Annotated in this window: 13 protein-coding genes; 8 read left to right on the top strand and 5 right to left on the bottom strand. The window is 52.9% G+C overall.

The window, feature by feature from the left end; all coding sequences use genetic code 11:
* Window positions 1-8 precede the first annotated feature (8 nt).
* The gene (locus RB298_RS27595) at window positions 9-866 is read right to left on the bottom strand and encodes an AraC family transcriptional regulator (RefSeq protein WP_486049573.1); all 858 of its coding nucleotides are present in this window, start codon (window positions 864-866) and stop codon (window positions 9-11) included.
* 135 nt (window positions 867-1001) lie between these two features.
* Window positions 1002-2114, bottom strand: coding sequence for a DUF3626 domain-containing protein (locus RB298_RS27590; protein WP_192570812.1), 1113 nt, complete (start codon window positions 2112-2114; stop codon window positions 1002-1004).
* Window positions 2115-2328: 214 nt separating this feature from the next.
* Between RB298_RS27590 and RB298_RS27585 the strand changes: the two genes are divergently transcribed.
* Complete coding sequence (locus tag RB298_RS27585) at window positions 2329-3090, top strand: SDR family NAD(P)-dependent oxidoreductase (RefSeq protein ID WP_304146351.1); 762 nt, start codon at window positions 2329-2331, stop codon at window positions 3088-3090.
* The gene (locus RB298_RS27580) at window positions 3068-3409 is read left to right on the top strand and encodes a YdeI/OmpD-associated family protein (protein ID WP_375121770.1); all 342 of its coding nucleotides are present in this window, start codon (window positions 3068-3070) and stop codon (window positions 3407-3409) included. Before RB298_RS27585 ends, RB298_RS27580 begins: the two co-directional genes overlap by 23 nt.
* On the opposite strand, the gene RB298_RS27575 is transcribed toward RB298_RS27580, so the two are convergent.
* Window positions 3343-4074, bottom strand: a complete 732-nt coding sequence (locus RB298_RS27575) for an MORN repeat-containing protein (RefSeq protein ID WP_255250639.1) — start codon at window positions 4072-4074, stop codon at window positions 3343-3345. The two genes, RB298_RS27580 and RB298_RS27575, sit on opposite strands and share 67 nt — an antisense overlap.
* 237 nt (window positions 4075-4311) lie before the next feature.
* Between RB298_RS27575 and RB298_RS27570 the strand changes: the two genes are divergently transcribed.
* Both RB298_RS27570 and RB298_RS27565 read left to right on the top strand, forming a co-directional pair.
* Complete coding sequence (locus tag RB298_RS27570) at window positions 4312-5373, top strand: suppressor of fused domain protein (RefSeq protein WP_486049571.1); 1062 nt, start codon at window positions 4312-4314, stop codon at window positions 5371-5373.
* Between the two features lie 147 nt (window positions 5374-5520).
* Window positions 5521-6504, top strand: coding sequence for a diaminopimelate dehydrogenase (locus RB298_RS27565; RefSeq protein WP_015737036.1), 984 nt, complete (start codon window positions 5521-5523; stop codon window positions 6502-6504).
* A 48-nt stretch (window positions 6505-6552) separates the two neighbouring features.
* Here RB298_RS27565 and gdhA read toward each other — a convergent pair whose 3' ends face one another.
* Complete coding sequence (gene gdhA, locus RB298_RS27560; RefSeq protein ID WP_096776697.1) at window positions 6553-7932, bottom strand: NADP-specific glutamate dehydrogenase; 1380 nt, start codon at window positions 7930-7932, stop codon at window positions 6553-6555.
* Between the two features lie 388 nt (window positions 7933-8320).
* Here gdhA and RB298_RS27555 point away from each other — a divergent pair, with 388 nt between their 5' ends.
* The gene (locus tag RB298_RS27555; RefSeq protein WP_486049568.1) at window positions 8321-9208 is read left to right on the top strand and encodes a hypothetical protein; all 888 of its coding nucleotides are present in this window, start codon (window positions 8321-8323) and stop codon (window positions 9206-9208) included.
* A 90-nt stretch (window positions 9209-9298) separates the two neighbouring features.
* Here RB298_RS27555 and RB298_RS27550 read toward each other — a convergent pair whose 3' ends face one another.
* Window positions 9299-10135 carry a YitT family protein gene (locus tag RB298_RS27550; protein WP_009595825.1) on the bottom strand — a complete coding sequence of 279 codons (837 nt, stop codon included), beginning with the start codon at window positions 10133-10135 and terminating at the stop codon, window positions 9299-9301.
* Between the two features lie 324 nt (window positions 10136-10459).
* Here RB298_RS27550 and RB298_RS27545 point away from each other — a divergent pair, with 324 nt between their 5' ends.
* The 3 genes from RB298_RS27545 to RB298_RS27535 all read left to right on the top strand — a co-directional run bounded on the left by RB298_RS27545 (window position 10460) and on the right by RB298_RS27535 (window position 13372).
* Window positions 10460-11224, top strand: a complete 765-nt coding sequence (locus tag RB298_RS27545) for an SDR family oxidoreductase (RefSeq protein WP_486049566.1) — start codon at window positions 10460-10462, stop codon at window positions 11222-11224.
* Window positions 11225-11358: 134 nt separating this feature from the next.
* A complete protein-coding gene (locus RB298_RS27540; RefSeq protein WP_486049564.1) occupies window positions 11359-11895 on the top strand; it encodes an SMI1/KNR4 family protein in 537 nt (178 codons plus the stop codon).
* Window positions 11896-12178: 283 nt separating this feature from the next.
* On the top strand, window positions 12179-13372 hold the full coding sequence (locus RB298_RS27535) for a multidrug effflux MFS transporter (protein WP_486049563.1): 1194 nt from the start codon (window positions 12179-12181) through the stop codon (window positions 13370-13372).
* Window positions 13373-13457: the final 85 nt, after the last annotated feature.

Genomic DNA, 13457 nt, shown 5'->3' with positions numbered 1-13457 from the left:
AGCAATACTTATCGCGCCTTTCGAATGACAGGAATCCATAATTCGTTCTTATACTCGTCCGGGGGAAGATAGCATTCGATTGCAGGCAGCGGCGCTAGATCGTAGGCATGGGACGGGATCCACTCGGTATAAAGACGCTTCCACATCTCCGCAATACGGCTCGGATCTCCTTCCAGCTCGAATACCGCCCATGCAGCGGCAGGGAAATGCCGCAACACCATCGGTTCCGGAGGATTATGCGTCGATACGACGGACATGATGTAGTCGAAATACTCGTTCTTTCCGTAGTCGCCGTCTGCACAAACCCCGAGAATTCCCCGGATGGGATGGTCTTGCGCACGGTAGTTCCACAGCTTGTCGAAGATGCCTTCCGCATGGGCGTCTTTCCAGAGAAAAGGAACCTCTTCATAGGCGCGCTGCGTGCTTACTTGCTTCTTGAAACCGACAACGGAAAATGCCTTCATTTCTTCGATTCTGTAATTCATTTCGGCAGCCCCTCGCATGGAGAATTGAAAGGAGATGCGGGGATAGGCCTTCAGCTTGGTACCGGCTTGGCGGGCGGCCGTCGGCGTTGTGCCGTGCATGTTCTGGAATGCACGCGCGAACGCCTCCGGGGAATCGTAGCCGTATTTAAGTGCAAGGTCGATGACCTTGATGTCGCTGTTTTGCAGCTCGTAAGCGGCCAGCGTCAATCTCCGTCTCCGTATGTATTCGGAGAGCGTGACATCCGTAACGAACGGAAACATGCGTTGAAAATGGTACACAGAGCAGCAGGCGATCTTCGCCGCTTCAGCGTAATCGATCTCTTCGGTTATGTTCGCTTCTATATAGCCGATGGCTTCATTCATCCGCTGGACCCAATCCATCCGGTCATCATCCTTTCTAAGATCAATATATAAGAAGCTGCAGCGGATAGGCCTAGCCGTTTCTGTACAGTTTTCGCTAGCCATGCTATTCCGCGGGCGGGCATTCCGTTTGAAACGCCGAGATGCATACGCCGCTTAGCGGTCTGCGGCATTCGGATTCGGATGTCCATATTTTACGAGCACATGCCACAGCTGTTTGAGATGCTGAAAAGTTTCTTCATAGGTTCCCCAATCGCTCCAAGAGCTTGGATCATCCTCCAGGTGAGCAGCCGCTTTGCCGATGATGGCCGCATCCAGGACGCCTTTCGAGCCTGCGTAGCTCTGGTCGATCCGCTTGGCGAGCGGCGGCATGGCGGGTCCCCGGAAGTTATTGGGGACATCCTGCACGGCAAGAGAGAACCCCGGATGCCAGGACAGGGCAAGATGATATCGCTCACACAGCGCGTGGAGCAGGCGGCCGATCGGGGTATGCTTGTAGGACGGATCGGCAACCAGGGCCTCCGCATCGCTGGATAAGTCGATGGGACCATGGATCTGTGCTTCAATATAATCGTCCAAGGAGCGGCCGACCGGTCCGGTGGGACCGGTATGCGATGAAGGAAGATGAATCAGCCGCTCCAGCATAGCTGGAATATTTACATTCGGAGAACCCAGGGCCGAGCCGGTGGATTCCACTTGCTGCAAGAGCGCAGCGAGAATCGAATCCCACTGACGTATGGTGCCTACAAACTCGGGACCTGCGTGACTGTCACCGAATGTAAAGGTGCTGCGCTTCAATATGCCCGGGGACAGCACCAGAAAACAAGAACCGAAGCGGGGAGACCCCCCGTCAGCATAATTCATGAGATTGAGTGCGCCGTACTTCGGCCGCTCGTCATGGCGAACGCCGGGCTGCTGGTAGGCTCCGCCAAACAGGAGCCGTTCCCATTGGTCGCGGTCGCCGCCCGGGTAGGCCGTACGGCTTCCGTTGGTCACGCTCGTGATGAACTGGTTATGATATACGCCTTCCGTCAGGAGAGATTCGATAACGGAGCGGCCTGTAGGCAGTATCCGATCCGGATGGAAATTCAACGTGACCCGGGCATGCTTTTCGATGAGCTTTAACTGTCGGCGCATCGTCACGGATTCTTTTCCATGTTTTCGTAAAATATGCTCTGTCATGGCCGAGGTGCTCTTCCGTGCGTTCGCCGCTAACGATTCGACATGAAGAATCGCTTGTTGCTGCGCTTCGGTTAACCGTTCGCTCATTTTCGGCTCCTCCATACCTTCATACTAAAATACAACGATACGATATTCCTCACTTCTATCCCTGAGGCGTAGATTCCTCTATGGATGCGGATTTCGTGTTTCAGGAGTGTTGGACAGCCTTTGCTCTCAGAACATCCGAAATGATTGCCCGAGGCCAAGACGTCATGCTTTAATGTAACTACACAAACGAATCCAAGGTGATGGAGGTTACCATATGCAGCCCAATTTCAGCATTCAGGATAAAATCGCAATCGTGACGGGTGCCAGCAAAGGCATCGGTTACGGACTAGCCCAAGCGCTCGCAGCGGCAGGAGCCAAGGTTGCCGTTATGGCACGTAGCAAAGCGTCGCTGGATCGATTGGTTGAGGAAATCTCCAGGGCGGGAGGCCAGGCCAAGGCCTATGAGCTGGATGTGCGCAATGTGGAGCAGATCCGATCCGTATTTGGACAGGTAGCCGAGGACTTTGGCCGGCTGGATATCGTGGTCAATAACGCGGGTTTGGGAGAGGGCATGCTCGCGGAAGACATCACGGAAGATTACTGGGACGAGATGATGGACGTTAATTTGAAGGGCGTATTTTTCTGCTGTCAGGCTGCCGGCCGCCTCATGCTGGAGCAGGGCTATGGAAAAATCATCAACGTCAGCTCGCAGGTCAGCGTTGTCGGGATTACCGAAGGCGCTGCCTATTGCGCCTCCAAGGGCGGCGTTAACCAGCTGACGAAGGTGCTGGCGCTGGAGTGGTCCAGCCGGGGCGTCAACATCAATGCGGTCGGTCCCACCTTTATCCATACGCCGGGAACGGCCGAAAGATTGGACTCCCCCGAGTTCCGGGACGGCGTATTGGCACGGATCCCGGCAGGCCGGATCGGCACCATAGGCGATGTGGCCGGCGCCGTTATCTATTTGGCATCGCCGGCATCCGACCTCGTTACGGGCACCTTGCTGCTTGTGGATGGCGGCTGGACGGCACAATAGGGATGACGGAATAGGCCTGAGTGAGCAGAATCCGGCGGCCCGACAATTTTTTGATCGTTTGCCCTACAGCGACCAGCGCCGCTTGGCGCTGTCGATTGAAGGGGCCAAGACGATGGAGACGCGTCAGCGGCGAATCGATAAATCGGTCACGCTTCTGAACGGGGGACGTGCGCAGAAAGACGGTGAATTCCTTCCGGTCAAATCAAAGAACCCGGTTCTGCCTTGGCAATACCGGGTTCTTTTTATGGCGGGTTATTTTAACGGAACCTGCTTGGACAATGCTTCGAATCGCTGCAGATGCGGAGCCATCTTGGCTTGAATGCTCTTGAAGTATCGGAGCGCGGCGTCGTTCTGACGCTGCTCGGCCGCCGAATTGGCCGGGAAGATCGAGTAACGATGGTTGACGGAACCATTCTTGTATTGAGCGCTGAACATCGTTCCGCTCGCCCAGTTTTTCTTCATGTTCTGATTGGTGCCCATAATCACGAGCAGTTCCTTGCCCTTCTTGTAGGTAAAGCTGTAGTCGGGATCGGCCACGGCATGAATGACATCGTATCCGCTTTGGAAGACGCCTGCCTTGAATATCCCTTTCTGGATCTGGTTCCATCGGACGGACCCGTCCGGCAATGTCACCTTATGGGTCAGGATGCCTTCGCCATCCATTTTGTCATGGTTCCAGCGGCCGCTGTACACCACCTTATGCGTTTCGCCGTCCAATTGGTATTCGTTAATGTATTTACCGCTCCCGGCACGCTTCCCGTCCATGAAATCGCCGGAATATTGTTTGCCGTTGCCCCACTTGATGGTGCCGCGTCCGTTAGGCTGGCCGTTAGCCGCTTCGCCGTAATAGGACGTCCGTTCGGAAATTTGTATCCATTCCTTGGCGGAGGCCGCGTCGGCAGATGCCGGCTGCAGGGCCAGAGAAGAGACTGTAAGCGAAGCGGTGAGCGTTAAGGTTACTGATAATGCCGTTCGTTTTTTCATGAACATGTAGGCTCCTTTGTTGATATGGTACTATTATACACTTCTCTGGAAACTTCTTCATTCCCCTATATGTCCTATATAATGAAGTGAAGGAGGATGATGGGCTATCGTCCTGAAGCTGCCTTGCTTGTATTATCGGTAATTGTTGAATGCGCCGCCTAATGGAAGGGGATATGATTTAACGGGGGCGGATAGGGTGAAGTTTAGGATGGAAACGATAACGGGAGGGAACAGGATATGACACATGAAGATAACGCACCCGGCTGGGACGCGATTGACGAGGCGCTGCTGAAGCTGTATGGAGAGCAGGAGCCGAAGCATTACGGAGCGCTGATTCCGTATGCGCTTGGAGGACCCGATCCGCTGAATGGAATCAGCGCTTATGCCTCGGATACGCCAATGCCGCATTGGCATATGGTTACCTATGGTTTTAGCGAGCTGTATGATAAAGAATCGGATCATCTGGAGGAGAGCGGTTACGGATTCGAATTGACGTTGAGGCTGGCTAAGCCGGAGGATGAGGAAGAGCCGCCGGCATGGGCGCTAAATCTGCTTCAGAATATGGGGAGATACGTGTTTAATAGCGGGAATATTTTTCGCTCGGGCGATTATTTGGATGCCAATGGACCGATCTGCCTGGGTGCCGATACGCAGCTGACCGCACTCGCCTTTGTCGAGGATCCCGAGCTGCCGGCCATGGATACACCGAATGGGCGGGTCGAATTCCTGCAGATGATCGGCATTACCCGGGAAGAGCTTGAGGCGATGCAGACCTGGAATACGCTTGGCGTGCTGCAAGCCTGTGCAGAACATATGCCGCTTTACATAACGGATTTGAATCGGGATTCGTTTCTTAAGTTACCTTCGATCTCGGAAACCGTGGATAGAGGAATGAAGGAGGAAGGCTCGAACACCGGATTTCTCTATGTGAGTCAGCTGGCTTTTGAACCGGGAAAAAAGGGCTGGTTAAGCAAAACCCCGGCTGCGCTCCAAATCGGCGCCAAGCAGGCGGGCATCATCGGCAAGCTGCTGCAGGGGCGAATTCTGAAGGAGAAGAGCTTGAGCCTTGTAGGGGCGGAGGTTCGGGTCGTATTTGAGCCAGGGAACGAGAGCCGCTGGACCGCGGAGGATGGAGATGTTACGTTGATCCTGGACGATCGGACGGCGGGTGAATTCTCAAGCCGGTTGGTTCCGCAGGTCAGCACCTTCGAGCTTTCCGGTTTACCTGGAATCCGAATTGAAATCGTGAAGACGGAAATCAAGGATCAGCAAGGAAACGTTGTTCAAGTCATCGGGTAGCAGGTGAAAATATGAATGACGCAGCTAGAAACAATTTCCTCTTCATATAAAATAGTTTACAATTAGTGTGATGTCTATATACTTATACTTTAAAGCAGTACATAAACATCATGTCAAAGCAAATGGACTGACAAAGGGAGGATAACATTGAACGCAACTATTAAAGTAGGGATCGTAGGTTATGGAAACTTGGGCAAGGGCGTGCAGAAAGCCATCGGGCAAAATCCGGATTTGGAGCTGGTAGCCATCTTCACGCGCAGAGACCCGCAGCAAATGCCGGCCAATTCCGGTGCACGTTTCGAGCATATTTCAGTGGCAGAGCAATATATCGGGAAGATTGACGTGATGATTCTGTGCGGCGGTTCGGCTACCGACTTGCCGGAGCAAACGCCACAGCTTGCCAGCATGTTCAATACGGTAGACAGCTTTGACACGCACGCAAAAATTCCTGAGTTTTTCCAGGAGGTTAACAAAGCCGCGATGGGCGGCGGCCATATCAGCGTCATCTCGACAGGCTGGGATCCGGGCTTGTTCTCCATGAACCGTCTGCTTGCCGAAGCGATTTTGCCGGAAGGCAAAGATTATACGTTCTGGGGCAAAGGCGTAAGCCAAGGCCACTCCGATGCGATCCGTCGCGTACCCGGAGTGAAAGCAGGCGTTCAATACACGGTTCCTGTAGAAGAGGTTATTAACCAGATCCGTTCCGGCGAGACACCGGAGCTTGCCACTCGCGAGAAGCACCGGAGAGATTGTTTCGTCGTTGCGGAAGAAGGCGCGGACCAAGAGCAAATCCGTCAGACGATTGTGTCGATGCCGAACTATTTCTCCGATTACGATACAACCGTTACCTTCATTACGCAGGAAGAGCTTGAGGCTGAGCATGCCGGAATGCCACACGGCGGATTTGTCATCCGCAGCGGGGTTACCGGAAACGGAAGCAAGCAAATTGTTGAATTTGGCCTGAAGCTGGACAGCAACCCTGAATTTACGGCAAGCGTGCTCGTGTCTTATGCAAGAGCTGCGCATCGCTTGAGCAGAGAGGGACAGCAGGGCGCCAAAACGGTGTTTGACATTCCGCTCGGGTACCTGTCGCCAAAATCGGCCGAACAGCTCCGCAGCGAGCTCCTATAAGCTGTAAAAAGCCCTGCCGCATATGCGGCAGGGCTTTTTTTGTGTAATTTATACGATTCCTTGCGCGATCATGGCATCGGCCACTTTGATAAAGCCTGCGATGTTGGCACCGGCCACAAGATTGCCGGCTACGCCATACTCTTCGGCAGCATCTACCGCACTGTTGTAAATGTTCTTCATGATTTGATGGAGCTTCGCATCCACCTCTTCAAACGTCCATGACATTCTCATGCTGTTTTGGCTCATCTCGAGAGCCGATACGGCAACTCCGCCTGCATTGGCGGCTTTAGCCGGTCCAAACAATACGCCCTTGCTGATGAACAGCTCAATCGCCTCCAACGTGGAAGGCATGTTCGCGCCTTCGCCGATGGCCTTCACTCCATTCGAGATGAGGGTTTTGGCAGCGTCGGCGTCGAGCTCATTCTGCGTGGCGCAAGGGAGTGCGATATCGCATGGAAGCGACCAGATTCCCGTGCAGCCTTCGGTGTATACGGCATGCGGATGAATCTTCACGTATTCGCTGATCCGCAGACGATCCCGCTCCTTGAGGAGCTTGACGGTTTCAAGGTTAATTCCTTCCGGATCATACAGATATCCGTTAGAGTCGCTGCAAGCGATGACGTGCGCACCGAGCTGCTGTGCCTTTTCGATGGCGTAGATGGAGACGTTGCCCGAACCGGACACCACGACGCGGCTGTCCTGGAAGCTGAGGCCCTTCGCAGCCAGCATCTCCTGTACGAAGTAGACGCAGCCGTAACCGGTTGCTTCCGTACGTGCCAGGCTTCCTCCATAAATGACGCCTTTGCCTGTCAGCACGCCGGCCTCATGTCCTCCGCGGATGCGTTTGTATTGGCCGAACATATAACCGATCTCGCGAGCGCCCACGCCGATATCGCCGGCAGGCACATCGGAATCAGGTCCGATATGACGGTACAGCTCGGTCATGAAGCTCTGGGTAAAACGCATGACTTCCTGATCGGATTTGCCTTTCGGATCGAAGTCCGAACCGCCTTTGCCGCCGCCGATGGGCTGGCCGGTGAGCGAGTTTTTGAAGATTTGCTCAAAACCGAGGAACTTGACGATGCCGGCATAAACCGACGGATGGAACCGGATGCCGCCTTTGTACGGGCCCAGTGCGCTGTTAAACTGAACGCGGAATCCGCGGTTGACTTGCGTTTTGCCTTGATCATCCACCCAAGGTACGCGGAAGGTGACCATGCGCTCCGGCTCGACAAGGCGCTCCAGAATGCCATGTTCACGATATTTCGGGTGCTGGGCTAACACTGGGACGAGGGAATCCACAAATTCCCGGACGGCTTGGTGAAACTCGGACTCATGCGGATCGCGGGCTACAACTTGGTTATAGATGGATTCCACATATTCTTGCGCGGCAGTAAGGGGTGAAGTTACAGAAATATTCGTAGTCACTTTTGCGATGCACTCCTTCAAATCGTTAAAGTAGAATTGCGAGAAAAATCGTTGGTGTTTCAGAAAAGGGACGCCCGTCTTGAACCATTTGTACAAAACCATTAAAAGTTTGCACTCAGCATTTTTAAGTTAAAAAGAATTTTATAGAATCTTGCCTCGTATTACCAATAAAATGTTTTTTGCAAACTCATTAAATATTTCTATGAACCTGTCATTAGGTGTAAGTTAATCAGCCATTATCCCGTGTTTTATGTAGCGAAAATGCAAAAAAACATCCGATTTTGTCATGGAAAAATACAAATAAAAGGAACTTTGACATCAACTTTTTCGGCCATTTTTTCGTCTGAGGTTATGGAAGAGTTGGAATCTTATTACAGGAGCTGAAGGCATGAAAAAGATATGGGCAGCGCTGTTCATGACAGCCATTTGTACCTTGACCGCATGCGCCGATTCGGAGAATGGGAAGGTCGAACCCCCGCCCGTTTCGAGCGTGGAGCCGGCCCCTGACGTAAAGGAGGACCAACCCTTGGTGATCCGGAATGTGGCTGCCTTACAGGAAGGGACCTTTGCATTTTCCGACGAAACGGGTCATAGGCTGCTCGTTAATCCGGATGCCGCGATTCAGGATGAAGAAGCCCCGCTGATTGCCATCGGCCAGGGCGGCGAGCCGCTTCCGGTCCAATATGCGGGTGAGCAGCAAGCGACGGAAGAAGATAACGGCAGGCAAACTTCGCAGAATTTCAGCCATCAGGCCGGGCAGCTGTACGAGGTGACGGAGGGGACGGCCGCCCCGAATGCAACGTACTTCATCATTCCAAAGCACCATGTTCCGAAAGAGGCGCTGCTGACCATCCAGCCGGCCAAGCCGGAGCAGGCCGATGGACAAGTGCTGCAGGAGATCAAGAACAGCAAGGGGAGAGCGGTAGAGCAGGCATGGCCGCTTATTCAGCTTCCGGAGGAAGAGTCCCTCTATCTGGTGCAGTTCGTCAGAGACGGTGACGATATGCTGGCCAGCTTGGCGCTGAAGCGCGAGAGCGGCTGGCTGTATTACGATTATCCGGCGAAGTACGATCCGAGCTCGACGTGGAGAGTGGATGACCAAGGAGAGGTGCGTCCGGACATGTTCTCCTTTCTGTTTGCGGCAGAATCGGAGCTTGGTCTTGTGCTTGGCGTGCAGTGGATGGGCGCGGAAGGTGAGAATGTTTCGCTTCTGTCCGTATCGGACGATGCGATTACGGATCTCGGGCTGGAATATGGAAGATATATGTCCCCCTGATCCTTCGATGGAGCCGAGTTATTACGAAAAAAGATCGAAACCCGCCACAGCGATGGTTTCGATCTTTTTTAATCTACGATAAGTTCGGCTTTACTTCGAAATATCAATAAATCCTTCCCCGAACACGTCACGTACGTCGTGGATGGTGACAAAGGCGTTTTTATCCTCGGCACGGACGATTTTTTTGAGCATGGAAACTTCCTGTTTGCTGATGACGATGTAGAGCACGTCTTTGGTCTGACCGGTGTAATATCCGTACCCCCGGAGCACGGTCACCCCGCGGTCCATAATCTCCGTCACCCGGATGGCAATGCGGTCATGATGTGTCGAGATGATGGTAACGGCTTTTTTGGGATTCAAGCCCTCAATGATGAATTCCATTGCCTTGGTGCCGATGTAGAGGATGACCACGGTGAACATCACCTTCTCGATCCCGATTACGAAAACGGACAGTCCGGCCACGATCAGGTCAAAGAACAGCAGGGCATAACTGATGTTCCAATCCCAATATTTATTGGCCAGACGAGCCAGTATCACCGTGCCTGCCGTCGTTCCGCCCACCCGGACGATGAGTCCGATCCCGACGCCGGCAAACAGTCCGGCGAAAATGGCGTTGATCACCGGCTCATCCGACGCGATGCGCCAGTTCTCCGTCAAGTGCAGGAACAGGGAATGAAAGGCAACGGCGATGATGGTGTAAACCGTCGTTTTTTTATCCAGCAGCTTGTAGCCGATCATCAGCAATATCCCGTTAATCACAATGCCGACCAGCGCCGGCGACCATTTCAGCACATAAAACAGGATGATCGATATCCCGGTTACGCCGCCTTCGCCAAAATCGTTGGGAATGACGAATAAATTGACCGCCAGCGCAAAAATAAATGCCCCGATGAGCAGCATGATCATATCAAACGCTCTTTTTTTCATACGATATACCTCCATGACTTTCAACAAGCTCACAAAAAAAGCGATTAAAGGAAAAACTCATCCTTTAATCGCTTTATGCAAACATAGGTTGCGCAGCTCTTTTGATATACTCATTATAATAATCTTCACATGTAATGTAAATGATTTTTAATTTTCATAAGCTTGCAGGTCGGCGCAAATCCCTGCATTCCAGCCCCCTATCCAAGAGGGGCTTTTTTATGATGTTTGAAATCGAGCGGAGAGCGCGGGAATAGGAGCGCAACATTTCAAAATGGGAGCTGTGATAAAACTGAAAGGGAAAGAAGAAGAGGAGATGATGAGAACATGAAAACATGGAATGGAACAACGGCTTTGGTTACGGGCTCCAGCCGGGGCATCGGACGTGCCATCGCGAACCGATTGGCGAAGGAAGGAGCCATGGTCGCCGTTCACTACGGCAAGAATAGGGAGGCTGCGGAAGAGGTCGTCCGCGAGATTGCGCAGGCCGGAGGGGAGGCTTTTGCGGTTGGGGCGGACCTCAGCTCCTTGGAGGGGGTAAATGCCCTGTTCGAGTCGCTGGATGAGGCGTTGAACGACCGGACGGGCAGCATGCAAATGGACATCCTGGTTAACAACGCAGGGATCGGCTTGGTGGAGACCATCGAGGAAACCACGGAGCAGAGCTTTGACGAAGTGATGCATCTTAACGTGAAAACGCCGTTCTTCCTGATACAGCAAGCCCTTCCCCGCCTTCGGGACAATGGGCGCATCATCAATTTATCGTCTGCGGTCACCCGGATTTCCCTGCCCAATATTCCGGCGTACACGATGACGAAGGGAGCCATTAATGCGCTGACGCTCTCCTTGTCGAGCCAGCTGGCATCCCGCGGAATCACGATCAATGCGATACTGCCCGGATTCGTAGCTACCGACATGAATGCCGGAATGCTGCAGGATCCTGACTCGTATCGGTTCGGGGCCGGCTATTCGATGTTCGGAAGGTGGGGGGAGCCGAGGGATATCGCGGATATCGCGGCGTTTCTGGCTTCGCCGGACAGCCGCTGGATCACCGGTCAATGCATCGATGCCAGCGGAGGAACCCATCTATGACCGCCGCCTTTGCCGCAAATCCATGAACATAGAAAGAACCTGATTCCCGCGGCATGATTTCTTTTTCCAGTATTTCCTTTATAATGTTTGAAGAAGTTGCGAGGAAGGAAGTATTGGGACGGAGGCAGGCGAAGATGTGGAATATCGATTTTGAGCACGCGTACGAAATACGCGCGGGTGCCACCGAAGAACAAATTGCCCGTTTTGTTATGGAGTGGAATGCAGGGCTTTCCGTGCAGGAGATGGATGAAATCAAGGGGAGGCAAGTGAATCCTTTTCACAAAAGCTCCCCCTTCTACGATCAATATGTTCCGCTGGATCCTGCAGGCTGGAAGCTGCCTCGGCGAAACTTTCCCGCAAGCTATTTGGATTTATTGAAGTATTCCAACGGCGGGGAATTTCAACAGGGAGCACGTCTTTTCCAGTTCTTTAACACGGATGACCTGAGGGAGATGAACCTGGCCTACGAGCTGCCGGAGTATATGCCTGGTGCGGTGTCGTTTGCGATGGATGGAAGCGGAAACCATTATATGTTCGATATGAGGGAAGCGCCGACAAACGGCGAATATGCGATTTTGTTCGCGCATTCCGGCAACCTGGGGTATGAAGACTGCGAGCGTGTTGCGGATTCTTTGCCTGCGTTATGCACGGAGACTTGGGAGCTGTATTGAGCGTATCATGAGAGCTGGCAGGGGATCGTATAGCCTTGGAGCAAGAGCCCACGCGTGACGCGTGGGCTCTTGCATTTTTCCCTGGGAGGTGAGAGTCAGGAGCCCATTTGCCTGCGATTCTGTTATAATGCTCGTTAGATAGATTACGACCCCCTTATTTTCAAACAAAAGGTGAACTTTCAATGCTTTCATTTACTAGACTAACCAAATGCAAACCCCCGATCCCGTAATTCCTTTGCCGGCAAACTAGAGATTTTCTGAAACGATAAGGGGGAGTTTGGCTGTGCAAAGAAAAATCTCAAAACCGTCACTGCTGTTGTTTATTGTTCTTGTGGGTTTCCCGCAAATAAGCGAAACGATATATACGCCTTCATTACCGGATATCGCCCTTCATTTAGGGGCTAGCAATAATGCGATCCAGCTTACGCTCAGCATTTACTTTCTGGGCTTTGCCTTTGGCGTGTATTGCTGGGGGAGGCTGTCCGATTCCATCGGACGGCGCCCCGCCATGCTGTGGGGCATCCTGGTTTATGGGTTGGGCAGCCTGGGCTGCTATCTGTCCGGTTCGGCCGAATGGTTATGGATCAGCCGGTTCATACAGGCTTTTGGTGCCAGCACGGGCTCTGTCGTCACGCAAACGATTTTGCGCGAGACCGTAGATGGACCCAAACGCCATGCGGTGTTTGCCCAGATTTCGGCGGCGCTGGCGTTTACTCCTGCGATAGGGCCGCTGATTGGCGGATGGGTAGATCAATCGCTCGGCTTCCGAGCGGTTTTCTTCACGCTGGTAGTATTGAGCGCAGCCGTATTGACCTACACCTGGATCTCCCTGCCCGAGACCAGAGTACAGGCCGCCTCGAGGATTAACACGTTCTCGGTGGTCAAGCGTCTGCTCTTCGATCGCAGGGTATGGGGATTCGGTTTTCTTATTGGAGCGACCAACGGCATTTTGTTCAGTTATTATGCGGAAGCGCCCTTTATTTTTATTGAATTTTTTCAGATGAGACCTGCTGCGTTCGGCTTCTTCGGAATTTTTGTGGCGATGTCCTCGATTTTCGGCGCGCTGCTGTCGAAAAGGCTGCTGACCATGCTCAAGGCAGAGCGCATTATCTTGCTCGCCACGTTCATTACGTCGGTGGGGGTCCTTTGCTTCACGGGTTTTGCCCTTAGCGGGATCAAAGCCACCGTGATGGATTTGGTGTTGATGGTATCCTGTATTTTTATTATTCTGCTCGGCATCGGAATGGCCATTCCCAACTGCCTCAGCCTGGCGCTGATCCATTACGGAGACGTGCTTGGGACGGCAGGGGCCATCTTCGGATTGGGTTATTACGTTGTCGTCAGCCTGATAACGAGCGGCATGAGCTTTCTTCACGACGGTTCGTTAGTCGCCATGCCTTTGTATTTTCTTGGGCTGGCCGCGGTCATGGTCTTCGTGAGCGGAATGCTCGCCCGTCAAGCACGAAGCAGCTCATAGAAAAGCATTAAACTAAACAAGTCGCAGAGTGCCGGCGGTTATGCCGGTACCCTGCGACTGTTTGACGTTGTCCGATCGGGAAGTT

This window comes from Priestia sp. BR_2, assembly GCF_041954005.1.
GTDB classification, from domain to species: domain Bacteria; phylum Bacillota; class Bacilli; order Paenibacillales; family Paenibacillaceae; genus Paenibacillus_AQ; species Paenibacillus_AQ lautus_A.
The sequence above is the reverse complement of the archived record's forward strand: the minus strand, read 5'-3'. Positions and strand labels throughout refer to the sequence as shown.